This is a genomic window from Streptomyces sp. NPDC001502 (genome assembly GCF_042894785.1).
Classification (GTDB): domain Bacteria; phylum Actinomycetota; class Actinomycetes; order Streptomycetales; family Streptomycetaceae; genus Streptomyces; species Streptomyces kutzneri.
Genome location: NZ_JBIAVW010000009.1, coordinates 183,843 through 206,330, shown reverse-complemented (window position 1 = coordinate 206,330; position 22,488 = coordinate 183,843). Strand labels below are relative to the sequence as shown.

Annotated in this window: 19 protein-coding genes and 1 pseudogene; 4 read left to right on the top strand and 16 right to left on the bottom strand. The window is 71.4% G+C overall.

Features of this window, described 5'->3' with window-relative positions:
• The first annotated feature begins 43 nt into the window (after nt 1–43).
• Nucleotides 44–646 (top strand): hypothetical protein, encoded by a 603-nt coding sequence (locus tag ACFY0D_RS18170; RefSeq protein WP_390799218.1) that lies wholly within the window; start codon nt 44–46, stop codon nt 644–646.
• Nucleotides 647–648: 2 nt separating this feature from the next.
• On the opposite strand, the gene ACFY0D_RS18165 is transcribed toward ACFY0D_RS18170, so the two are convergent.
• From ACFY0D_RS18165 to ACFY0D_RS18110, 12 genes and pseudogenes are all read right to left on the bottom strand, one after another.
• Nucleotides 649–1,239, bottom strand: a complete 591-nt coding sequence (locus ACFY0D_RS18165; RefSeq protein WP_390799217.1) for a Uma2 family endonuclease — start codon at nt 1,237–1,239, stop codon at nt 649–651.
• A gap of 96 nt (nt 1,240–1,335) precedes the next feature.
• Entirely contained in the window at nt 1,336–2,613 is a 1,278-nt protein-coding gene (locus tag ACFY0D_RS18160; protein WP_390799216.1) for a thymidine phosphorylase, read from the bottom strand.
• A gap of 103 nt (nt 2,614–2,716) precedes the next feature.
• Complete coding sequence (locus ACFY0D_RS18155) at nt 2,717–3,115, bottom strand: cytidine deaminase (protein WP_373042655.1); 399 nt, start codon at nt 3,113–3,115, stop codon at nt 2,717–2,719.
• The gene (locus ACFY0D_RS18150; RefSeq protein ID WP_390799215.1) at nt 3,112–4,374 is read right to left on the bottom strand and encodes an ABC transporter permease; all 1,263 of its coding nucleotides are present in this window, start codon (nt 4,372–4,374) and stop codon (nt 3,112–3,114) included. The genes ACFY0D_RS18155 and ACFY0D_RS18150 overlap by 4 nt, the downstream gene beginning before the upstream one ends.
• Nucleotides 4,371–5,486, bottom strand: a complete 1,116-nt coding sequence (locus ACFY0D_RS18145) for an ABC transporter permease (RefSeq protein ID WP_390799214.1) — start codon at nt 5,484–5,486, stop codon at nt 4,371–4,373. The genes ACFY0D_RS18150 and ACFY0D_RS18145 overlap by 4 nt, the downstream gene beginning before the upstream one ends.
• Nucleotides 5,483–7,144, bottom strand: coding sequence for an ABC transporter ATP-binding protein (locus ACFY0D_RS18140; protein ID WP_390799343.1), 1,662 nt, complete (start codon nt 7,142–7,144; stop codon nt 5,483–5,485). Before ACFY0D_RS18140 ends, ACFY0D_RS18145 begins: the two co-directional genes overlap by 4 nt.
• A 232-nt stretch (nt 7,145–7,376) precedes the next feature.
• A complete protein-coding gene (locus ACFY0D_RS18135) occupies nt 7,377–8,438 on the bottom strand; it encodes a BMP family protein (RefSeq protein WP_390799213.1) in 1,062 nt (353 codons plus the stop codon).
• Nucleotides 8,439–8,668: 230 nt separating this feature from the next.
• Nucleotides 8,669–9,913, bottom strand: a complete 1,245-nt coding sequence (locus ACFY0D_RS18130; RefSeq protein WP_390799342.1) for an amidohydrolase — start codon at nt 9,911–9,913, stop codon at nt 8,669–8,671.
• 137 nt (nt 9,914–10,050) lie between these two features.
• Complete coding sequence (locus ACFY0D_RS18125) at nt 10,051–11,226, bottom strand: hypothetical protein (protein WP_390799212.1); 1,176 nt, start codon at nt 11,224–11,226, stop codon at nt 10,051–10,053.
• Between the two features lie 50 nt (nt 11,227–11,276).
• Complete coding sequence (locus ACFY0D_RS18120; RefSeq protein WP_390799341.1) at nt 11,277–12,185, bottom strand: N-acetylneuraminate synthase family protein; 909 nt, start codon at nt 12,183–12,185, stop codon at nt 11,277–11,279.
• 426 nt (nt 12,186–12,611) lie between these two features.
• Nucleotides 12,612–12,980 (bottom strand): annotated as a pseudogene (locus tag ACFY0D_RS18115) (cytidylyltransferase domain-containing protein); the annotation flags it as partial.
• Entirely contained in the window at nt 12,977–14,338 is a 1,362-nt protein-coding gene (locus ACFY0D_RS18110; protein WP_390799211.1) for a DUF6716 putative glycosyltransferase, read from the bottom strand. The pseudogene ACFY0D_RS18115 and the gene ACFY0D_RS18110, both read right to left, overlap by 4 nt.
• A gap of 176 nt (nt 14,339–14,514) precedes the next feature.
• Here ACFY0D_RS18110 and ACFY0D_RS18105 point away from each other — a divergent pair, with 176 nt between their 5' ends.
• Nucleotides 14,515–15,498 (top strand): glycosyltransferase family 2 protein, encoded by a 984-nt coding sequence (locus ACFY0D_RS18105; RefSeq protein ID WP_390799210.1) that lies wholly within the window; start codon nt 14,515–14,517, stop codon nt 15,496–15,498.
• Nucleotides 15,498–16,844, top strand: a complete 1,347-nt coding sequence (locus tag ACFY0D_RS18100; protein WP_390799209.1) for a polysialyltransferase family glycosyltransferase — start codon at nt 15,498–15,500, stop codon at nt 16,842–16,844. The genes ACFY0D_RS18105 and ACFY0D_RS18100 overlap by 1 nt, the downstream gene beginning before the upstream one ends.
• Here the strand turns inward: ACFY0D_RS18100 and leuE are convergent.
• Entirely contained in the window at nt 16,837–17,487 is a 651-nt protein-coding gene (gene leuE, locus ACFY0D_RS18095; protein WP_390799208.1) for a leucine efflux protein LeuE, read from the bottom strand. The genes ACFY0D_RS18100 and leuE overlap by 8 nt on opposite strands.
• A 45-nt stretch (nt 17,488–17,532) precedes the next feature.
• Nucleotides 17,533–19,113 carry a methylmalonyl-CoA mutase gene (locus tag ACFY0D_RS18090; RefSeq protein WP_390799207.1) on the bottom strand — a complete coding sequence of 527 codons (1,581 nt, stop codon included), beginning with the start codon at nt 19,111–19,113 and terminating at the stop codon, nt 17,533–17,535.
• Nucleotides 19,114–19,319: 206 nt separating this feature from the next.
• Between ACFY0D_RS18090 and ACFY0D_RS18085 the strand changes: the two genes are divergently transcribed.
• Nucleotides 19,320–20,198, top strand: a complete 879-nt coding sequence (locus ACFY0D_RS18085) for a peptidoglycan-binding protein (RefSeq protein WP_390799206.1) — start codon at nt 19,320–19,322, stop codon at nt 20,196–20,198.
• Between the two features lie 267 nt (nt 20,199–20,465).
• Here ACFY0D_RS18085 and ACFY0D_RS18080 read toward each other — a convergent pair whose 3' ends face one another.
• Together ACFY0D_RS18080 and ACFY0D_RS18075 are read right to left on the bottom strand one after the other, a co-directional pair.
• Complete coding sequence (locus tag ACFY0D_RS18080) at nt 20,466–21,497, bottom strand: hypothetical protein (RefSeq protein ID WP_390799205.1); 1,032 nt, start codon at nt 21,495–21,497, stop codon at nt 20,466–20,468.
• Nucleotides 21,497–22,240: an RNA polymerase sigma factor gene (locus tag ACFY0D_RS18075; protein ID WP_390799340.1), complete on the bottom strand. Its 744-nt coding sequence runs from the start codon at nt 22,238–22,240 to the stop codon at nt 21,497–21,499. Before ACFY0D_RS18075 ends, ACFY0D_RS18080 begins: the two co-directional genes overlap by 1 nt.
• Nucleotides 22,241–22,488: the final 248 nt, after the last annotated feature.

Below are 22,488 nucleotides of genomic sequence, written 5' to 3'. Positions count from 1 at the left end.
CCCCGCCCGCCGGAACTCATCGGCGGCCGCGCACAATGACGCGATGAAGCCTGCCTACTGGGATCCGCTCCCCACCGCCCGCCGACTCACCGAGACCGGGTCCCCCCTGCGGGCCGAGTCGTTCCGGGGGGCGTGGGAGGAGCGGAACTGGCGCAACGTGCCGGGCCCGTTCTACGCCGGCGAGACCGATTCGATGGCCCTCGGGCGGTTGGACGCCCCCGACCACATCTGTTACGACGACGATCACGGCGGCGGCTTCGGCGGGGTGTTCGTCTTCCGGCAGCCGACGGACGAGGCCCAGGTCTTCGACCTGCTGTGCGGGGCCTCGCTGGATCTCTGCGAGGGCTACAACTGGGACGGCGACGAGCACTGGACCACCGGGGCGGTCCGCGGCTGGTGGGCGGACCGGGGCCGGATCCGCGCCTGGGCGGTCGAGATCGCCGCCGACTGGGGCGCCGACACCCACCCCCATTGGGGCTACAACAACGACCCGCAGTATCTCGGGCACTACCACGACGCCGCGCAGGGCCACCGGGACTTCATCGCCTACATCGACGACGGCCTGGAGTCCTACCTGCGCGGTTACCTGTTCTGGCTGGACCAGCGCCGGGAGCCGAAGCCGGGCGAGGCCCTGCCGCGGCTCTGAGGTCAGGGGCGGGGGAAGCCGAAGGTGTCGAGGACGAGGTCGAACGGCTCGGGAAGGTGGACGGCCTCGCCGAACTTGCCCTCGTGCAGAAGGCGGTACTGGCCACCGCTCGGCTCGCCGTACAGGTGGATGGTAGGGCTGCCCTTCGCGTGCGGGTCGATGAGCAGGTAGAGCGGGATTCCCGCCGCGGCGCATCCCTTGAGCTTGGACACGCGGTCGTTGACGGCATTCGACTTGGAGGTGACTTCGACGACGAGCTCGGCGGCGGCCGCAGGAACGTAATTCTCACCTCCCGGAACGTCTTCCCTGGGAACGACCACGAGGTCCGGGATGTAGAGCCCGCTACGGCTGGGCACGGCCACGTTGAGGGTCTGGAAGACATCCCAGTCGTCAGGGATCACGGTGTACAGGCGGCGCTGCACCGACACTGCGATCAAGTTGTGGTCATTGACAGGCGGTGGCGCCACGGTGACGATCCCCTCGATGATCTCCACCTTGCAGCCCTCGGGCCAGTCCGTCTCCTCCCAGAGACGGACGAGGCCCTCCCAGCTGTCGCCGCCCCGCGGCTCCTGCTGGACGGTGAGTGCGCTCATGGTGTGCTCCTCATCCGGTTCGTCACCGATCCCAGCATGCCGAACGGGACCGGTGGGGGTCCACCGGTCCCGTTCACCCGAAAGGGAAGCCGCAGGTCAGGCGATGCGGTCCAGGACGATCGGAGTGGCGGAGAAGGCCGTGCCGGCCGTGGCGATGTCGTACGTGCCCGCCAGGGAGGCGAGGGCGTAGTCGAACTTCTCCGGGGTGTCCGTGTGCAGGGTCATCAGCGGCTGGCCCGCCGTCACCATGTCGCCCGGCTTCGCGTGGAGCTCGACGCCCGCGCCCGCCTGCACCGGGTCCTCCTTGCGCGCACGGCCGGCGCCCAGGCGCCAGGCGGCGACGCCGACCCCGTACGCGTCCAGGCGGGTCAGGACGCCCGACTCGGGGGCGGTGACCACGTGCTGCTCGCGGGCCACCGGGAGGGTCGCGTCCGGGTCGCCGCCCTGGGCCGCGATCATCCGGCGCCAGTGGTCCATCGCGGAGCCGTCGGCCAGGGCCTTCGCAGGGTCGGCGTCCTTGATGCCGGCGGCGTCCAGCATCTCCTTGGCCAGCGCGATGGTCAGCTCCACGACGTCCGAGGGGCCGCCGCCGGCCAGGACCTCGACCGACTCGCGGACCTCGAGGGCGTTGCCGGCGGTCAGGCCGAGCGGGGTCGACATGTCGGTGATCAGCGCGACCGTCTTCACCCCGCTGTCCTTGCCGAGGCTGACCATCGTGTGGGCCAGCTCCTGCGCGTCCGCGAGGTTCTTCATGAAGGCGCCGCTGCCGACCTTGACGTCCAGGACGAGCGAGCCGGTGCCCTCGGCGATCTTCTTCGACATGATCGAGGAGGCGATCAGCGGGATGGCCTCGACCGTGCCGGTGACGTCGCGGAGCGCGTAGAGCTTCTTGTCCGCGGGGGCCAGGCCGTCGCCGGCCGCGCAGATGACCGCGCCGGTGGTGTCCAGGACGTGCAGCATCTCCTCGTTGGAGAGCAGCGCGCGCCAGCCGGGGATGGACTCCAGCTTGTCGAGGGTGCCGCCGGTGTGGCCGAGGCCGCGGCCGGACAGCTGGGGCACGGCCGCGCCGCACGCGGCGACGAGCGGGGCGAGCGGGAGGGTGATCTTGTCGCCGACGCCGCCGGTGGAGTGCTTGTCGGCGGTCGGGCGGGAGAGGGAGTCGAAGTTCATGCGCTCGCCGGAGGCGATCATCGCCGCGGTCCAGCGGGCGATCTCGGTCCGGTTCATGCCGTTGAGCAGGATGGCCATCGCCAGCGCCGACATCTGCTCGTCGGCCACGACACCGCGGGTGTACGCGTCGATGACCCAGTCGATCTGCTCGGGGCTCAGCTCACCGCGGTCCCGCTTGGTCCGGATGACGGAGATGACGTCCATGAGGTGCTTCCTTCTACGCGCATAGAGAGGGGGAGATGAGAGGTTCAGGAACGGAAGTACGACGGCCCTCCGCCCCGGCAGGGGCGAAGGGCCGTCGGCACGGCTATCTCAGGTGGTCGGGCCCGAAGGCCTGCGGCAGCATCGCCGCCAGCGGGAGGATCCCGTCCGGGGTCTCCACCAGCAGCTCGTCGCCGCCGAATTCGTAGAGCAGCTGACGGCAGCGGCCGCACGGGACGAGGATCTCGCCCTTGCCGTCCACGCACGTGAAGTGCGTGAGGCGGCCGCCGCCGGTGGCCTGCAGGGAGGAGACCAGCCCGCACTCGGCGCACAGGCCCAGCCCGTAGCTGGCGTTCTCGACGTTGCAGCCGGTCACGACGCGGCCGTCGTCCACCAGGGCGGCGACACCGACCGGGAAGCCCGAGTACGGGGCGTACGCCCGGGTCATCGCTTCCCGGGCGGACGTCCGCAGGGCTTCCCAGTCCACCGTCGGGCCGGAGGTCACTTGCCCTGACCCTTGCGGTACGGCATGCCGTCCGCCTTGGGCATGCGCAGGCGCTGCGCCGACAGGGCGAGCACGAGCAGCGTGGTCAGGTACGGGGCAGCGTCCACGAACTGGCTCGGCACCGAGTCCGTCGTCGCGTACCAGAGGAACAGCAGCGCGGCGAAGGCCGCCGCGACGCCGGCCTGGATGTACTTCTTCTTGTACAGCTGCCAGACGCAGACGATGACGAGCAGGATCGCGATCAGCAGCAGCATCGCGTGGACGTTCTCGGCACCACCGCGCAGCTTGAGGCTGTCGATGAAGCCGAACAGGCCCGCGCCGAGCGCCATGCCGCCCGGCATCCAGTTGCCGAAGATCATCGCGGCGAGACCGATGTAGCCACGGCCGCCGGTCTGGCCCTCCTGGTAGATGGGGCTCGCGACCTCGGACAGGTACACGCCACCGAGGCCCGCGAGGGCGCCCGAGACGATCACGGCGATGTACTTGTACTTGTAGACGTTGACACCGAGCGACTCGGCGGCGATCGGGTTCTCACCGCAGGAGCGCAGGCGCAGACCGAAGGAGGTCCGCCACAGCACCCACCAGGTGCCGGGGATCAGCAGCAGGGCCACGATGGTCAGCAGCGAGATCTCGGTGACCAGACCGCCGATGACGCCGGCCAGGTCCGAGACGAAGAACCAGTGCTTGCCCTGGAGGTCGCCCATCCAGTCGGAGAGCCCTGGGACAGTGATCTTGGTGATCGGCTCGACCTGCGGGGACTGCTTGGAGGAGCCGCCCGGGGCCTCGGCGAACGTGAAGTTCGACAGGTACTGGGTGAAGCCCAGCGCCAGGATGTTCACGGCCACACCGGAGACGATGTGGTTGACGTTGAAGGTCACCGTGATGATCGCGTGCAGCAGGCCGCCGACGGCGCCGCCGGCGATGCCGACGAGCACACCGGTCCACGGACCCCACTGGTAGCCGGCCCAGGCACCGAACCAGGTGCCGAGGATCATCATGCCTTCGAGGCCGATGTTGACGACGCCCGCGCGCTCGGCCCACAGACCGCCGAGACCGGCGAGGCCGATCGGCACGGCGAGGGAGAGGGCGCCGGAGACCTGGCCGACGGAGGTCAGGTCGTTGGCCCCGGAGATCAGGCGGACCATCGAGACCAGCGCGAGGCCACCCGCGATGATCAGCAGGATCCAGGGCAGGGTGAGCTTCTTGCGCCCGCCCGTGGCGGGTGCCGCTTTCTTCGTGGAAACGGTGCTGGCGCTCACGCCGCGACCTCCTTCTCGGTCTTCATGGCGTGGCCCGCGGCCAGTTCCTCGCCGACCTTCTGCTGCTGGCGGCGCAGGCCGTAGCGACGGATCAGCTCGTACGAGACGACGACCGCGATCACGATCAGGCCCTTCATGATCGTGCCGATCTCCTTGGCGTAGCCGGCCGTGTCGAGGCCGGCGGACGCCTTGTCGATGAAGGCCATCAGGAGTGCGGCGAAGACGATGCCGACGGGGCTGTTGCGGCCGAGCAGGGCGATGGTGATGCCGGTGAAGCCGACACCCAGGGGGAAGACGAGGGTGTACGTGTGGCTCTCACCGAGCAGCACCGGCATGCCGGACAGGCCGGCGACGGCACCGGAGATGAGCATCGCGGTGATGATCATCCTCTTGGAGTCGACACCGGAGGCCGCGGCGGCGGACTCGCTCGCGCCACTGGCGCGCAGGTCGAAGCCGAAGCGGGTGCGGTTGAGCACGAACCAGTAGACGAAGCCGAGGGCGAAGGCCACGAAGGTGAAGCCGTAGATCTCGCCCGAGTCGCCGAGGGAGAGGGCCGGGAACCAGCCGGACTGGGCGATCTCACCGGTGGTGAGGTCGTTGGAGCCCTCGACCTGGACGCCGAGGTTCTTCGGGAGAAGCAGGTAGGCGATGAGGCTGGTCGCGATGGCGTTCAGCATGATCGTGGAGACGACCTCGCTGACCCCGCGCTTGGCCTTCAGGACACCCGCGATACCGGCCCAGAAGGCACCGGTCGCCATCGCGACGATCACGATCAGCAGGATGTGCAGCGGGCCGGGCAGCGCGATGGCGCCACCGACCACGGCGGAGATCATCGCGGCGAGGCGGTACTGGCCGTCGACGCCGATGTTGAAGAGGTTCATGCGGAAGCCGATGGCGACGGCCAGGGCTGCCAGGTAGTACGTGCCGGCCTGGTTGACGATGAGGACCTGGATGTCCTCGTAGCCACCGTTCTCGACCATGAGGCGCAGCGGCTCGATCGGGTTGATGCCCGTCGCCCCCAGCACGATCATGGTCAGCACGAAGGCGGCCACCAGCGCGAGCGCGGGCCCGGCGATGGCGAGCATCAGCCGGTCCTTGTCGAATTTCTTCATCGGGCCTCGTCCTCCGTCGTGTCACCGTCGGCAGCGGCGGAGTGGTTGTCGGTTGCTTCCAGGTGCCCCGAAGCGGCGCCCGTCATCGCGGTGCCGAGCTCCTCGGGAGTGACGGTCGCGGGGTCGGCGTCCGCGACCAGGCGGCCGCGGTAGATCACGCGCAGGGTGTCGGACAGGCCGATGAGCTCGTCCAGGTCCGCGGAGATCAGCAGCACGGCCAGGCCCTCGCGGCGGGCCTCGCGGATCGCGTCCCAGATCTGCGCCTGCGCGCCGACGTCCACACCGCGGGTGGGGTGGGCGGCGATGAGGAACTTCGGGTTGTGGCTCATCTCGCGGCCGACGATCAGCTTCTGCTGGTTGCCGCCGGAGAGCGAGGCCGCGGTGACGTCGATGCCGGGCGTGCGGACGTCGTACTCGCGCACGATCCGCTCGGTGTCCTTGCGGGCCGCCTTCGGGTCGAGGATGCCCCTCTTGGAGTTGGGCGCCTCGGTGACGTGACCGAGGATGCGGTTCTCCCAGAGCGGGGACTCCAGCAGCAGGCCGTGGCGGTGGCGGTCCTCGGGGATGTAGCCGATGCCGCCCTCGCGGCGCTTGCGCACCGAGGTCTTGGTGATCTCCTGGCCGTCCAGCGTGATCGCGCCCGTGGCGGGGGTGATCATGCCCATGAGGGCCTCGATGAGCTCCGTCTGGCCGTTGCCCTCGACACCGGCGATGCCGAGGATCTCGCCCTTGTGGATCGTGAGGCTGATGTCGTCGAGCAGCCGCCGGCCGACCAGCGCGCCCTCGTGGACGTAGGAGTCGGTCGGCATGACGAAGCGCGCCGAGGCCTCGGGCGCGAGCGCGACGACTCCGGTCTCCACGACGGTCAGGCCGTCGACCGTCAGCATCGGCGTGGTCGTCACCGTGGACTCGCGGGTCTCGGGCGACGGCAGCTCGGAGCCGACCATCAGCTCGGCGAGCTGCTTGGTGGTGGCGGTCTTCGGGTCGGCGGTGCCGACCGTGGTGCCGCGCCGGATGACGGTGATGTCGTCGGCGACCTTCAGGACCTCGCCCAGCTTGTGCGAGATGAAGATGACGGTCAGGCCCTCGGACTTGAGCTCGCGCAGGTTGTCGAAGAGTGCGTCCACCTCCTGCGGCACGAGCACTGCGGTCGGCTCGTCGAGGATGAGGATCTTCGCGCCGCGGTAGAGGACCTTGAGGATCTCCACGCGCTGCCGGTCGGCGACACCGAGGTCCTCGACCAGGACGTCGGGGCGTACGCCGAGGCCGTACGCGTCCGAGATCTCCTTGATCTTCTTACGGGCCTTGGCGCCGATGCCGTAGAGCTTCTCGCCGCCGAGAACCACGTTCTCCAGGACGGTGAGGTTGTCGGCGAGCATGAAGTGCTGGTGCACCATGCCGATGCCGCGGGCGATGGCGTCGCCGGGGGTGTTGAAGGTGACCTGCTCCCCGTCGATGGCGATGGTCCCCTCGTCCGGCTTCTGCATGCCGTAGAGGATCTTCATCAGAGTCGACTTGCCGGCGCCGTTCTCACCGATCAAGGCATGGACCGTGCCCTTGCGGACGGTGATCGCGATGTCCTTGTTGGCGACGACGCCGGGGAAGCGCTTTGTGATGCCGTGCAGTTCTACGGCGGGGGGCGGGCTGGACGCGTTGATGACGCACTCTCCTTGGCGCGGAAGGAGCGGAAGGCAGGGGGGGACAGGGCGGGGAGTGAAAGTATCGCGTCCACGATGCTTCTACGCGCGTAGCACTGTCGGAAGTGAAAACTTGCGGCCAGGCAGGCCACTTGGTCACAGACTAGTGATCACAGAACGTGGCTCGGGGCCCGGGAGCGATAACGACCGCTTCCCGGACCCCGGAGACCAGGACTACATGTCAGGAACGGCCTTACGGCGCGGTCTTGACGGTGATCTTCTTGGCGATGATGTCGGCCTTGGCCTTCTCGACCGCGGCGACGACGTCAGCCATCTCCTTGTACTTCGGGTTGGAGTCGGCCAGGCCGACGCCGTCCTTGTCCAGGCCGTAGCGGATCTCGCCGGTGGTCGGCTTGCCGTCCTCGACCGACTTGATCAGGTTGAAGACCGAGTCCTCGACGTCCTTCGTGACCGAGGTCAGGATGGCGTCCTTGTACTTCGCCAGACCGGCCTGGTTGTACTGGTCGGAGTCGACGCCGATGGCCCACTTGCCCTTGGAGGAAGCGGCCTCGATGGCACCGGAACCGGCCAGACCGGCGGCGGCGTAGACCACGTCGGCACCGCCCGCGTCGAGCTGGCCCAGCGCGGCGGCCTTGCCGAGGTCGGGCTTGGCGAAACCGTCGAAGTTCGGCGGCTGCGTCAGGTACGCGGAGAGCACCTTGGCGTTCGGGTTGGTGTCCTTGACGCCCTGGGTGAAGCCCGCCTCGAACTTCTTGATCAGCGGAACCTCGACACCGCCGATGAAGCCGACCGTGCCGGTCTTCGACACCTTGGCGGCGGCGACGCCGGCCAGGTAGGAGCCCTGCTCCTCGTTGAAGACGAGGTTGGCGATGTTCGGGCCGGTGACCGAGGTGTCGTCGATGATGCCGAACGTGGTGTTCGGGAACTTCGGCGCGACCTTCTTGATGGCCGGGGCGTAGGCGAAGCCGACGCCGATGACCGGGTTGTTGCCCTTGCGGGCGAGCTCGGTGAGGCGCTGGACCTTGTCGGCCTCACCCTCACCGTCGGTGGGCTCGGCCTCGGCGGTCTTGATCTTCAGATCGCCTTCCGCCTTCTTCAGGCCGGCGTAGGCGGCGTCGTTGAACGACTGGTCGCCGCGGCCACCGATGTCGTATGCGATCGCGGCGGACTTCTGACCCGACTCCGAGGGGGAGGCCGAGGCGTCCGACGACTTCTTTCCGCCACAGGCGGTGGCCGAGAGGGCCAGCGCCGCGGACGCGATGCCCACGGTGGCGATCCTGGTGATCCGGCGCAAGGGGAGGCTCCTTCAAAACCTGACCGAAGCGCCACGACCGGCGCTGGTTTCGCGGCGATCGTAACGCGCGTAGATGTCAGTTAAAGGCCCGTTCATGAGTCGTTATCGGATCGTCGTGAACCGGACAGTGACCGATTGGTGACTCCTTCCGCGCCCAGCCCTTGTGTACCAAGGGCTGGACACGCCCGCCAGGAGTTCTGCGGATGCTGTAAGCAGTCCGGTCCGGCCGACTAGCGCGAGGACACGGCGCGATGCCCGTCGATCAGTGCGGCGGCCGTGAAGAACTCCACGCCGACGCCGATCGCGGACTCGTCCACGTCGAAGTCGCCCCGGTGCAGATCACGCTTGGCGGTGTCACCGGGCGCACGGACCCCCAGCCGGGCCATCGCGCCCGGAACGTGCTCCAGGTACCAGGAGAAGTCCTCCCCGCCCAGGCTCTGCTCGGTGTCCTCGACCGACTCCGCTCCGCAGCGGACCCCCATCGCCTCCCGCAGCAGCTCGGTGATCACCGGGTCGTTGACCACCGGAGGCACCCCGCGCACGTGGTTGATCTCGAACTTGGCCCCGTGCATGGTCGCGATCTCGTCGATCGCCGCGTGGATCATGTCCGGCGCCTCGTGCCAGGCGTTCAGGTCCAGGCAGCGCACGGTTCCCGAGAGCTCGGCGTGCATCGGGATGACGTTGCAGGCGTGCCCGGCCTCGATCCGGCCCCAGGTGACGGACATGCCCGAGCGGGCGTCCATCCGGCGGGCCAGCAGGGCCGGGGCGTCGACGGCCACCCGGGCGGCGGCCGTCACCAGGTCGGTGGTCAGGTGCGGCCGCGCGGTGTGCCCGCCGGGGCCGGAGAGGGTGACCTCCAGCCGGTCGCAGGCGGAGGTGATGGGCCCGGCCCGCAGCCCGATGCGCCCGGCGTCGACCCGGGGGTCGCAGTGCACGGCGACGATCCGGCCGACACCGTCCAGGACCCCGGACTCGATGGCGTCGGTGGCCCCGCCCGGGAGCACCTCCTCGGCGGGCTGGAAGAGCAGCCGCACGGGGCGGGGCAGCAGCCCCTGCCGGTCGAGCTCGGCGAGGACCAGGCCGGCGCCGAGGACCACCGCGGTGTGCACGTCGTGGCCGCAGGCGTGGGCGCGGTCCGCGAAGGTCGAGCGGTACGGGACGTGCGTCTTGGCATCCGGGATGGGCAGGGCGTCGATGTCCGCACGCAGGGCCAGCATCGGCCGGCCCCCGTCCCAGGTGCCCACGTCACAGATCAGGCCCGTGCCGGACTTCAGTACCCGTGGTCGCAGGCCGGCTTTCTCCAACCGGGCCTTGATCGCCGCGGTGGTCCGGAATTCCTGGTGTCCGAGCTCCGGGTGCATGTGCAAGTCCCGGCGGAAGGCGATCAGTTCGGTACGCAGGTGGTCCGGAAGCTTGCCGGGCAGCTCGGGCCGGTCGGACGCGGCGGGCTGGGCGGTCTGGGACTCGCGGGACATCAACTGGTTCACCCGTTGAAGGGTAGGCGCACGGACGGGTCAACTGGCCGGGGATCACCAAAAGTTCATGCCGTTAGGGGAAAGAAACCCGGCCTCTGGACGCATGACCGGATGCGCCCGGGGGTAAACTCGCGCGCTCATCCGGCCGTGGGAGCCGCCTGGGCAGGCAGTCTGCGCACATCACGGGCGGTGTCGGTGACCCCCGCGAGGAAGCTGCGGGCGCGCGGGGAGGCGGACCCGGTGAGCCAGGCGGGGTCCACATCGCATACGGCGACCGTGACACCGGTACCGGTCAGGGCGTACGGCAGCGTGTGGACGACGGTGGACGGAAAGCTGACGATCGTCCGGCCGACCGGACCGCGCCGGGCGATCAGCTCCAGCGGCAGGTCCGGGCGCACGATCTCCAGCCCCGTCGCCCGGCTCAGGGCGCGCAGCTTCTCCGGGGACTCGCGGCGGTGGGCGAAGTAGCGGGTGGCTCCGTGCTCCAGGGTCAGGGCGCGCACCGCGTCGAGATAGCGGTCCGGGTCCACCACCCCGGTCTCCACGAGCGAGGTGCCGACCAGGTCGGTTCCCTTGGTCAGGCGGGGCGGGCCGAACCGGGCGCGGGTCCAGGCGAAGTCGTTGATCCGCAGGGTCATCCCGCTGTGCGCGGTGACGGGCATCGAGCTGAACACCTCGACGCGGTGGCCGCGGTGCGCGGCCGGGGTGAAGCGGCGGCGCGCGGTCGCCGAGACGGGTGCGTACGCCAGCTCGCGGACCCGGCCGGGCAGTCCGCCGCCGCCGACCCGGTGCCACCGTACGAGGCGTTCGCCGCGGGCGGTCTGGGCCATGAACTCCATGGTGGCGGTGCCGTCGTCGACCACCACGAGCTCCTCGGCGCGCACGAGGGTGAGCAGCAGCTGGACATAGCGCGAGAAGGGGTCGCCGACGACGACCGTACGCGCGGCGCGCACGTCGTGCGCCAGCGCGGCGAGCGCCTTCAGCGGCGCGAACCGGCTGCCGCGCGCCTCCTGCCACCGGACCTCGTGCCCCTCGTCCCGCGCCAGCGCGGCCACCCGGCGCAGCTGGCCGCGGGACATCGGGTCGGTGGGCGGCAGGACGACGATCCGCAGGGGGGACGCGGCGCCCTCCGGCCGGGGGGCGGTGCCGGGCAGGTCCCCGCCGCCGGCGCGGCGCCCCCGCTGGCGCGGGACGCCGTCCAGCTGCGGCTGCGCTCCGGGGCGCGCGTACGCCCACTCCAGCACGTTCAGGAGCTGGACCGGACTCTCGACGAACGCCAGGGTGGAGGGGGCGGCGGGGGCGGAGGGGGTCACCACGTACTCCTTGTCAGGGGGCGGATCTCGTACGCGCGGGGACCGAGAGGTCAGACGGCTGCCAGCTCGCCCTGGACGCGGCGGAGCTTCTTCATGGGGCCGAGCTCGGACTCGTAGACGCGCTTGACGCCGTCGCCGAGGGCGGTCTCGATGGTGCGGATGTCGCGGACCAGACGGGTGAGGCCGCCGGGCTCGACGGAGGCGGCCTGGTCGGAGCCCCACATCGCGCGGTCGAGGGTGATGTGGCGCTCGACGAAGGTGGCGCCGAGGGCGACGGCGGCGAGGGTGGTCTGCAGGCCCGTCTCGTGGCCGGAGTAGCCGATCGGGACGTTCGGGTACTCCTCCCGGAGGGTGTTGATCACCCGCAGGTTGAGCTCCTCGGCCTTGGCCGGGTACGTCGAAGTCGCGTGGCAGAGCAGGATGTTGGCGCTGCCGAGCACCTCCACCGCGTGGCGGATCTGCTGCGGGGTGGACATGCCGGTGGACAGGACGACGGTGCGGCCGGTGGCGCGCAGGGCGCGCAGCAGCTCGTCGTCGGTGAGGGAGGCGGAGGCCACCTTGTGGGCGGGGACGTCGAACTTCTCCAGGAAGGCGACGGCCTCGGTGTCCCACGGGGAGGCGAACCAGTCGATGCCGCGCTTGGCGCAGTGGTCGTCGATGGCGCGGTACTCGTCCTCGCCGAACTCGACCTTGTGGCGGTAGTCGATGTAGGTCATCCGGCCCCAGGGGGTGTCGCGTTCGATGTCCCACTGGTCGCGCGGGGTGCAGATCTCCGGGGTGCGCTTCTGGAACTTCACGGCGTCGCAGCCGGCTTCGGCGGCGGCGTCGATGAGGGCGAAGGCGTTGCCGAGGTCGCCGTTGTGGTTGATGCCGATCTCGCCGACGACGTAGACGGGGCGGCCGGGGCCCGCGGTGCGGGAGCCGAAGGTGCGCAGGCGGGAGTCGGGGGTGGTCGTCATGGCAGGAGGCGTCCTTCGGTGCGGGGGTGTACGGGGTGTGGACTGGGGTTCGGGCTGCGGGTCGGGGTGCGCGTCGCGGTCCGGGGCGGGCGGTGCGGGGTGTGCTCCGGGGCGCGGGTCGAGCAGGGGTGCGAGCAGTCGGGCGCGGGCCAGGTCGTGCGGGTCGTCGATCTCCAGGACCCGCGCGGGGTCGGTGGCGACGGGGAGGGTGCGGCCGAAGAACCGGTGCCGGGCGGTGCGGAAGCCCGCGGCGTCCATGGCGTAGGCGGCGCCCGTCTCCAGCAGGTCCTGCGGCCGGTCCTGGCGGCGGGGCCGGTACGCCGGGTCGTGGTTGACCCCGGTCCCGGCGCCGTCGGGGTCGTCCCGCCAGAGGAACCCGTGGAACGGGGCCACGGTCAGGGCCGAGTCGGCCGCCCCGGAGGCGACGGCCACGGCGACCGACTCGACGTCGGAGGTGGCGAGGAAGGGGCTGGTGCACTGGACGAGGAGGACCACGTCCACGGCGAGGGAGTGCAGTTCCTCGAAGGCGGCGAGCGCGTGCAGGACGGCGGCCTCGCTGCTCGCGGTGTCGCCGGAGATCGCGGTGGGGCGGGCGATGACGTCGGCCCCGGCGGCGCGGGCGGCGGCGGCGATCGCCTCGGAGTCGGTGGAGACCACCACGTCGGTGACGGTCGGCGCGGCCCGGCAGGCCAGGACGGCGCGGGCGACGAGCGGGGTGCCGGCGACTTCGGCGAGGTTCTTGCCCGGGACTCCCTTGGAGCCGCCGCGGGCCGGGATGACGGCGAGGACCCTCACAGCTCCCCCAGCCTGCGGATCACCGGGGCCACGCGCTGCACGCCGTGCCGGTAGGCCCCGCGGGCGGCTTCGCGCAGGTGGGCGCGGAGCCTGCGGCGCAGCCGGGACTCCCCCGCGGCCGGGCGCACCGCGCCGGGCAGCAGGGTGCCGTCGGGCGCGAGGTGGTGGCGGGCGAGGATCCCGGGGAGGTATCCGGGGGCGGTGGTGCGCGTGTAGTACGGGGCGGGCGAGGGGAGCCGGGCCGCGGAGAGCAGCCCGGCGACCTTGGCCCGGGCGACGGCGTAGGCGTCCGTTCCCGGCGCGGGGTCCGCGCCCGGCACGGGGTCGCCGCCCGGCGCGGGCACGGCGTCCGGTGCGGGCAGGACGCCCTGCGCCGCCAGCCAGACCGGATCCCCGGTCGGGAGGAGGCCGGAGTCGATCTGGTCCCAGGAGGCCAGGCAGCCGGAACCGAGGAAGTGGTGGTTGCCGAGGGCCTCTCGGATGCCGAGGTCGGTGAGGATCGCCGTCGGGATGGACCGGTGCAGGGATTCCAGGGCGGCCGTGGAGGAGACGGTGACGAGCAGGTCGGTGCCGTCCAGGACCTCGCCCATGTTCCCGTACACCAGGCGGCAGTTGGCGGGCAGTCCGCCGGGGAGCCGCTCCGCGAGCCGCTGGTACGGCTGCTCCTCAAGGTGCGTGGTGTGCTCCCCGGGCTTGCTGCGCAGCTTGATCAGCACTTCCCGGTCGGGGTGCAGCCGGGCGTGTCCGGCGGCCCGTTCCAGCAGGTAGGCGCGGTCGGCGCGGCTGTCGGGCACGGAGGGCTGGACGGCGAAGACCACCGTGTGGGCCCGGCTCCCGGCCGGCTCGTACGGCGCCCCGCCCAGGAAGGGCAGCGCGGTCTCGGTGACGGCGGCGGCGTCCGCGCCGACGCCCTCGTACACGGCGCGGAAGCGCTGCGCGTCGTGGCGGGAGTTGGCGAGGACGAGGTCGGCGCCGTGGCGCAGCAGCAGCCCGTCGGCGAGCTTCTCGTATACGACGCCCACGTAGCCGGTGACGAGCACGGGGCGCCGGGCCGGGGCGGGCCACAGGGCGCGGGCCCCGTGCAGGACGGCCTGGACGGCCCCGCCGACGAGCGCGAGGACGACCACGTCGTAGCGCTCGCGTTCGATCTCGGCGAGGAACTCGGCGCAGGTCACCTCGGACAGCCGGTCGGCCCGTACCCCCACCTCGCCGAGCTGGCGCGCGGTGGGCGTGGCCCGGCCGCGCAGCAGGAACCCGGTGAGCTGGTGGTCGGGCACGAGACGGCGGGCGGTGAGTGCGCCCCATTTCCATCGCGTATCGGAATCGGCGAGTACGGCGACGCGTTTGCGTTCTGGCACGCGGCAGAAGCTATTCCGCAATTTCGGTGATCGGCCCAACGACTGCACAACAGCGGGTTAACAACGCGTCGACTAAATGCGAAAGCGCACGGGTTAACTCGCCCGCCCCGCGCCGTTCACATGGAATCCGCATCCGGGCCACAGTGAATGACGGGCGGCGCCCTAATGTCTCGCAGGTGCCCAAGCTCTCTGTTGTCGTGCCGTTCTACAACGTGCAGACATACGCACCGGACGCCCTGAAGAGTCTCGAACTCAACGCCCGGGAGGATTTCGAGTTCCTGCTCGTCGACGACTGCTCGACGGACGGGACGCCCGGCCTGCTGGAACGGGCGGCGCGCGAGCTGCCGGGGGCGGTGCACCTCAGACACGAGCGCAACGGGGGCCTGGCCACCGCGCGCAACACCGGTCTGGACGCGGCCCGCGGCGAGTACCTGACCTTCCTGGACGGGGACGACTGGCTGGCGCCCGGCCATCTGGCCCGCACCCTGGCCGCCATAGAGGCTCTGAGCTGCGATTTCGTCCGTACCGACCATGTGCGGTGCACCGGCCGGACACGGAGCGTGCAGCGCGTCCCCTTCGGCCCGCAGTCGGTGGTCGCCGCGCCGCGCAGCGCGATCCTGCCCGCCGACCGGGCCACCTCGGTGGACTATCCGTACGCCTGGGCCGGGATGTACCACCGGCGGCTGCTGGACCGCGGGGTGCTGCACTTCACCGACGGGCTGCGGACCGCGGAGGACCGGCCGTGGATCTGGCGGCTGCACCGGGAGGCGGAGTCGTTCGCCGCGGTCGGGCTGCCCGGCATCTTCTACCGGCGCGGGATTTCCACCTCGTTGACGCAGGTGGGGGACGAACGGCAGCTCGATTTCATCCGCGCATTCGATCAAGTGCTCGCGGAGGTCATCGCCGACCGGGAATCCGATCGCCTGCTCCCGAAAGCCGTCCGAACCTATTGTGCAATTATCGCCCACCATTTCGGGTCCATCGAAAGGTTCGAGCCGGACGTGGCCAAGAAACTCCGCCTCATGAGCGCGGCCGCGCTCGGCCGCATGCCGCAGGACGTGCTGGACCAGGTCCTGGACTCGATGGACGTCGAACGCTCCACCGTGCTGCGCCGCCTGCGCACCGGCCGCCGCGCCGCCCCCTCGGGAGCGAGTGCCTGATGCCCACCCAGATCTTCCTGGCCTCCACCCTCTACGGTGCGGCCACGCTCGCGGCGGGCATCGACGCGGGCTCCTTCCCGCCCGCCGGCCGGCGCATCCTGCTGACCAGCAACCACGCCGTCACCGCCGAGGTCACCCCGGGGGTCACGGACATGCCGGGCTTCGCCGCCCTGCGCCCCCGCTTCGACGAGGTCCTCGACTGGAACCGCGTCATCGAGCCGCAGCACCCGAGCACCTGGGCCCCGCGCGCGGAGGACGTCCCGATCTGGGAGCGGCAGCTGCGCACGCTGTGGAACCTGGGCGAGGACCGGGTCGAGCTGATCGTGGAGTCCCTCCAGGTCCCTCCGGCCCAGAGCCTGTGCCGGCTCTTCCCGGGCGCGGCCGTCGACGTCTACGCCGACGGGCTCATGAGCTACGGGCCCACCCGCTTCCGCCTCGACCCGCAGCTCGGGATGCGGGTACGGCGGGTGCTCCACCTGGACCTGGTGCCCGGGCTGGAGCCCCTGCTGCTGTCGGAGTTCGGGGTGCGGGTGGAACTGGTGCCGACGGAGCCGTTCCTGAAGGTCCTCGCGGAGCTCGCCGAGGCCACCCCGGACGGGGCGGCCGAGCCCGCCGGGCCCCCGGCCCTCCTGCTGGGCCAGTACCTCTCCGCGCTCGACCTGATGACCCTGGCCGAGGAGGAGGAGCTGCACGTGTCGATGGTCCGGGGCGCGTACGCCCTGGGCCACCGGGAGCTGGTCTTCAAACCGCATCCCGGCGCCCCGGCCGCGTACTGCCGCCGGGCCGAGGAGGAGGCCGAGCGGCTGGGCGCCCGGCTGACCGTGATCGCCGCCCCGGTCCTGGCCGAGACCCTCTACCAGCGGCTGCGCCCGGCACTGGTCGTGGGCTGCTTCTCCACCGGGCTGCTGACCGCCGCCACGCTGTACGGGCTCCCGGTGGCCCGGACCGGCACCGACGCGGTGCTGGCCACCCTGACCCCGTACCCGAACAGCAACCGTGTCCCGCTGGCCCTGGTGGACGCCCTGCTTCCGGATCTCGCCGACGCCGAGGCGGTCCGCGCCTGGACGCCCCCGACCCCCGAGCAGGTCCGGGCGGAACCCGCCGCGCTGCTCGCCGCCGTCGGGTTCACCATGCAGCCGCAGATCCTGGCCGCGCGGCGCCCGGCGGCCGAGGCCTACCTGGCCAAGCGGCTGACCCCGCACACCTGGCGGTACTTCACGCGCCGCCGGCTGACCGCCCTGGGCCTGCCGGGCGGCATCCCGGCGCAGCTGTCGTTCCTGCCGCGCAGCCGGGCGGTGCGCCGGGCCGTGCGGCGGATGGGATGGCTGCGCCGGGTGCTCAGCTGACGGCGAGCTTGGCCGCGAAGCCGAGGAAGAGCACGCCCGCCGCCGAGGTGGCCCCGGCCGACAGCCGCTTGCGGCGCCGGAAGGCCGCCGAGAGGCGGGTCCCGCCGAAGATCAGCATCGTCAGGTACAGGAAGCTGCCGGTCTGCAGGAGACCGCCCAGGAGCAGGAAGGACAGCGCCGGGTAGGCGTAGGACGGGTCCACGAACTGCACGAAGAAGGACATCAGGAAGAGGATGGCCTTCGGGTTGAGGAGGCTGATCAGCAGCGCCCGCCGGAAGGGCCGCTCGGTCTCGGCCGGGTCGGCGGGGACGGCGGCCTCCGCCTCGGCCCGCTCCGCGCGCGTGCGCCACAGCGCCCAGGCGCCCCGCATCATCCCCACGGCCAGCCACGCCAGGTAGCCGGCCCCGAGGAACTTCACCACGGTGAACACCAGCGGGCTCGCCCGCAGCAGCGCCCCGGCGCCCACGGCGGTCAGCAGCATGAGCACGGCGTCGCCGGTGAACACCCCGGCGGCGGCCTTGTACCCGGTGCGCACCCCGCGGCGGGCGGCCACGGAGAGCACGTAGAGGGAGTTCGGACCCGGCAGCAGAATGATCAGCACCAGGCCGGCGAGATAAGTCGGAAGATCTGTCACACCCAGCATGCGCAGGAGTGTCCCACAAGGTTGCACCTGTCGCGCCAGTCGGTTTCACCAGGTGGAACCGGTCGGCTCGTACGTCCCCCACACCTCCCGCAGCGCCCCGCACACCTCCCCCACCGTGGCCCGGGCGCGCAGCGCCGCCTTCATCGGGTAGAGCACGTTCGCCGTCCCCGCCGCCGCCTCCTTCAGGGCCGCGAGCGCCGCCGTCACCGCCGTCCCGTCGCGCTCCGCCCGCAGCCGGGCCAGTGCCGCGCACTGCCGTGCCTCGATCGCCGGGTCCACGCGCAGCGGCTCGTACGGTTCCTCGCGCTCCAGCGTGAAGCGGTTGACCCCGACCACCACCCGCTCGCCGTTCTCGGTCTCCTGCGCGATGCGGTAGGCGTTCCGCTCGATCTCGGCCTTCTGGAACCCGGCCTCGATCGCGGCCACCGCCCCGCCCTGGTCCTCGATCCGGCGCATGAGCGCGAGCGCCGCCGCCTCCAGTTCGTCCGTCATCCGCTCCACCGCGTACGACCCGGCGAAGGGGTCCACGGTGTGCGGCACGTCCGTCTCGTACGCGAGGACCTGCTGGGTGCGCAGCGCGAGGCGGGCGGACTTCTCGGTCGGGAGCGCGATCGCCTCGTCGAAGGAGTTGGTGTGCAGCGACTGCGTGCCGCCGAGGACGGCGGCCAGGGCCTGCACGGCCACCCGTACGAGATTGAGTTCCGGCTGCTGCGCGGTGAGCTGGACCCCCGCGGTCTGGGTGTGGAAGCGCAGCATCAGCGACTTCGGGTCCCGGGCCCCGAACGTCTCCCGCATGACGCGGGCCCAGATCCGCCGGGCCGCGCGGAACTTCGCGACCTCCTCCAGCAGGGTGGTGCGGGCGACGAAGAAGAAGGAGAGCCGGGGCGCGAATTCGTCGACCGCCATCCCGGCCCCCAGGGCGGTACGGACGTAGGCGATGCCGTCGGCGAGGGTGAAGGCCACCTCCTGCGCGGGCGAGGCGCCGGCTTCGGCCATGTGGTAGCCGGAGATGGAGATGGTGTTCCACCGGGGGATCTCGGCCCGGCAGTAGCGGAAGGTGTCGGCCGTCAGCCGCAGCGAGGGGCCGGGCGGGAAGATGTACGTCCCGCGCGCGATGTACTCCTTCAGTACGTCGTTCTGGACCGTCCCCGTCAGCTGCGTGCCCGGGATGTCCTGTTCCTCCGCCACCAGTTGGTAGAGCAGGAGGAGCAGGGCGGCGGGGGCGTTGATCGTCATCGAGGTGGAGACCCGGTCGAGGGGGATCCCGTGGAACAGCGTCCGCATGTCGTCGAGCGAGTCGACGGCGACGCCGACCTTGCCGACCTCGCCCTGGGCGAGGGGGGCGTCGGAGTCGTGTCCCATCTGGGTCGGCAGGTCGAAGGCGACGGACAGCCCGGTGCCGCCGCCCTCGATGAGCTGCCGGTAGCGGGCGTTGGACTCGGCCGCGGTGCCGAAGCCGGCGTACTGCCGCATCGTCCACGGCCGACCGGTGTACATGGTCGGATAAATCCCCCTTGTGTAGGGGAAGTCGCCCGGCTGCCCGAGCTCGGCCTCCGGGTCCCACCCCGTCAGGTCGCCGGGCCCGTAGACGGGTTCGATGGGGATTCCGCTCTCGGTGTGTGCCATGTGACGTAGTCCTCCATGGAGCAAGCGGGCCCGGGACTGGCAGAACCTCCCCCGAGCCGCCGCTGGGGTGCCCCCAGCCGCGCATCGCCCCGTAAGGCTGCGGACGGCTGCCGGTCACAATGGCGCAACATCCCGGAGCCGAGTGCAACTGTCCATGCACGCGGAGCATCACCTAGATACACGACACAGAGACCGGGGGGACTGCAATGCAGCGCCAGAGAGTCATAATCCGCACGATCGGGGTGGCAACCGCCGTCGCACTCGCCGCGACCGCCTGCGGACCGCAGAAGACGGAGCCTGCCGCCTCCGCCTCCTCGGTTTCGTCCTCGCCCACGGCGGACGCCTCCCCCGAAGCCTCCCCCTCCACCGACAACAAGCCCGGCGAGGCCTCGGCGTCGCCGTCGGCCTCCGCTTCCGCGTCGGCCTCCCCCTCGGCCTCGCCTTCGCCCTCGGTGAAGCAGATCATGGCCAACGGCGACGAGAACGAGCAGGTGCGCGAGCTCCAGGCCCGGCTGCGCCAGCTCAAGCTGATGTCGGTCGCGCCGACCGGCTTCTACGGCTCCAAGACGACCGCCGCGGTCAAGTCCTTCCAGTCGAAGACCGGCCTGAACGCGACCGGTTCGGTCGACGAGGCCACCTGGAAGAAGATCGAGGGCGCCAGCAAGAAGCCCACCGCCGACGAGCTGCGTCCGTCGACCGTCAACGAGGTCGACGCCCCGGACCCGCGCTGCATGCAGGGCCGCGTCATGTGCATCAGCAAGGAGAGCCGCACCCTCGCCTGGATGATCGACGGCAAGGTCGTCTCCACGATGGACGTGCGTTTCGGCTCCGAGAACACCCCGACCCGCGAGGGCGTCTTCGACGTGGGCTGGAAGGCCAAGGAGTGGACGTCGACGATCTACCACACGCCGATGCCGTACGCGATGTTCTTCAGCGGCGGCCAGGCGGTCCACTACTCGGCCGACTTCGCGGCCCGCGGCTACAGCGGGGCCTCGCACGGCTGCGTGAACGTCCGGGACAAGGGCAAGCTGTCGGCGCTGTTCGACCAGGTGAAGGTCGGCGACAAGGTCGTCGTCTACTGGTGATGCCGCCGGGGCCGGAGGCGGGAGGCGGGACCGGAATCCGGTCCCGCGAAGCCTCGTGCCCTGATCCGGCCTGATCGGCACGCCACCCCGCAGAGGTCCGAAGTAATGGGCGCGGGCAGGGCCGGGGGAACGTGCCCCGCCCGCGCCGGTTGCGCAGAGCCCAGGGGTACGGGGGGAACCCCGGCTCATGCGCGGCCGATGACCAGTCGGCTCGATATGTACTGCGCCGCCGGTTCGAAAAGTGTTACAGGCAGGTCAGCACATGTGTCAGCGGCCGGTGCGCAGGTCGGCCGAACCCCGCGGAACCGCCGGCGTCAGGGTCGGCGCCCTGAGCGTCCCGCCCAGCTGGGTGTCGCTGCGCTTGCCGCCGCCGGAGCCCCCGTCGTCGAGCACCGACTTGCAGTAGTCCGGGATCCGGGTGAGGCCGTTGGCCAGGCGCGAGAGCCGCTCACGGCGGGCCTCGTCGAGCCGGCCCGCCTTGAAATCCGTGCAGAGGTCGGCGACCTTGAGACGGTTGTCGCCGTCGCGGTCGCGGTCCCTGCCGCCCGTGTCGCCGCCGCCGAAGGTGTCCCGGTCGCCGTCCTTGCCGCCGATGCCGCCCGTGGCTCCCGTGCCGCCCTGGAGGTCCTTGCCCGAGCCGGGCGTCGCCGACGAGCCCGAGGAGGTGCCGGCGCCCGCGCCGGTCCCGGGTGTCGCGGCACGCCCGTCCGTACCCGGCGGCTGCGCCGTACCCGTGGCGGCCGTCGTGTTCGAGCCACTCGGCAGCGGGGTGGGTGTCGGCTTCGGACTGGCGCTCGGAGCTCCGCTGCCGATGCCCGGGGCCGGGTCCTCGCCGGCGCTCACGGACATCGCCGGACCGGGTCCCGCGCTGTCGTGCCGGGACCGCTCCAGCAGCCCGGCGCCCGCCGCGGCGGCCAGTCCGCCGACGGCGACACTGGCCAGGGCCGCTGCCAGACCGAAGCTCACGGCCCGGCGGCGCCGGGGGGCGGGGGCAGGGATGACGCGGCCGAGGTCGATCAGGGGTTCGGCGGACGCGGCCGCCAGCGGAGGCGCCGCGGAAGGGCGCGCGCCACCGCGCGCCGTACGGAAGGCGGCCACCGCCGCGGCTTCACCGGGCAGTTCCGTGCCCGCGCGCAGCGATCCGTTCACGCCACCCAGGGCGTCCAGAGCGGCACGCAGCCGGGCGGCCTCGTCGCGGGCAAGCTGATCGGCGGCCGGTCCCACAGGTTCCACCGGTTCGCCGCGCAGCAGTTTTTCCGCAGCGGCTTCGTCCAGCCACCTGTTGCGCTCGTCGGCCATCACATGTCCTTCTGCGTCCGCCAACGTGAATCCGTCACACCGGTTTGTTCTGCGAAGCCCCCGCTCCGGCCACGCTGCGCGGGTACGGCGTCGAGATCCCTCCCGCCCCCGCCGCCCCATGCCTGGCCACGGGCATTATGGCCGACCGTCGGGCCCGCATCCGCGCCGGTGTCCGGGTCCGGCTCGAAGCCGCCCTCCGGGCCGAGCAGCTCGGCCAGCTTCTTCAGGCCCCGGTGGGCCGCGGTCCGCACGGCGCCGGGCCGCTTGCCCAGGGTCTCGGCCGCGCTCTTGGCGTCCAGCCCGACCACGACCCGCAGGACGACGGCCTCGGCCTGGTCCTGCGGAAGCTGCGCGATGAGCGCCATGGTCCGCCCGGTGGAGAGGGACTCCATGGCCGCGCCCGCGGTGTCGCACTCGGCGGCCCAGCTCGTCAGCTCGGTGTCGTCGCCGCCGATGGCGGGGCGGCGGCCGCGCATGCGGATGTGGTCGAGGGCGCGGTTGCGGGCGATCCGGGCCGCCCAGCCGCGGAAGCGGTCGGCGTCGCCGGTGAAGGAGTCGAGGTCGCGGGCGATCTGCAGCCAGGCCTCCGAAGTCACATCCTCGGCGTCGCCGTCCCCGACGAGCGTGCGTACGTATCCCAGCAGCCGTGGGTGCACGGCGCGGTACACAGCACGGAACGCGTTCTCGTCGCCGTCCTGTGCCGCGAGCACCGCGGCGGTCAGCTCCGCGTCGTCCCCCAGCAAAGTCCCCAACCCGTTCACTGTCCTGTACGTGTGGCGCAAATCAGCACGTTACGGCTTTCAAGCACCTCTCGTCCACGAGTGATACAACGTGCAACCAATCCTGTGCGGAGCGAGGTGTGACACAAAACGCACCCGAGGCGCTGACATGGGTACGGGCTTGTCGCACGAGCCCGTGACGGATGGCGGCCGGGGCCTCTCCTGTGGGGGGTGGCGGCCTCGGTCGCCCTCCCCTTCCCGGGGCCCTCACC

What these genes read in the sequence shown, in the direction of transcription:
- ACFY0D_RS18170 (WP_390799218.1), top strand. Translation starts at nt 44, where the DNA reads ATGAAGCCTGCCTACTGGGATCCGCTCCCCACCGCCCGCCGACTCACC.
- ACFY0D_RS18165 (WP_390799217.1), bottom strand. Translation starts at nt 1,239, where the DNA reads ATGAGCGCACTCACCGTCCAGCAGGAGCCGCGGGGCGGCGACAGCTGG.
- ACFY0D_RS18160 (WP_390799216.1), bottom strand. Translation starts at nt 2,613, where the DNA reads ATGGACGTCATCTCCGTCATCCGGACCAAGCGGGACCGCGGTGAGCTG.
- ACFY0D_RS18145 (WP_390799214.1), bottom strand. Translation starts at nt 5,486, where the DNA reads ATGAAGAAATTCGACAAGGACCGGCTGATGCTCGCCATCGCCGGGCCC.
- ACFY0D_RS18130 (WP_390799342.1), bottom strand. Translation starts at nt 9,913, where the DNA reads ATGTCCCGCGAGTCCCAGACCGCCCAGCCCGCCGCGTCCGACCGGCCC.
- ACFY0D_RS18120 (WP_390799341.1), bottom strand. Translation starts at nt 12,185, where the DNA reads ATGACGACCACCCCCGACTCCCGCCTGCGCACCTTCGGCTCCCGCACC.
- ACFY0D_RS18100 (WP_390799209.1), top strand. Translation starts at nt 15,498, where the DNA reads ATGCCCACCCAGATCTTCCTGGCCTCCACCCTCTACGGTGCGGCCACG.
- leuE (WP_390799208.1), bottom strand. Translation starts at nt 17,487, where the DNA reads ATGCTGGGTGTGACAGATCTTCCGACTTATCTCGCCGGCCTGGTGCTG.
- ACFY0D_RS18090 (WP_390799207.1), bottom strand. Translation starts at nt 19,113, where the DNA reads ATGGCACACACCGAGAGCGGAATCCCCATCGAACCCGTCTACGGGCCC.
- ACFY0D_RS18085 (WP_390799206.1), top strand. Translation starts at nt 19,320, where the DNA reads ATGCAGCGCCAGAGAGTCATAATCCGCACGATCGGGGTGGCAACCGCC.
- ACFY0D_RS18080 (WP_390799205.1), bottom strand. Translation starts at nt 21,497, where the DNA reads ATGGCCGACGAGCGCAACAGGTGGCTGGACGAAGCCGCTGCGGAAAAA.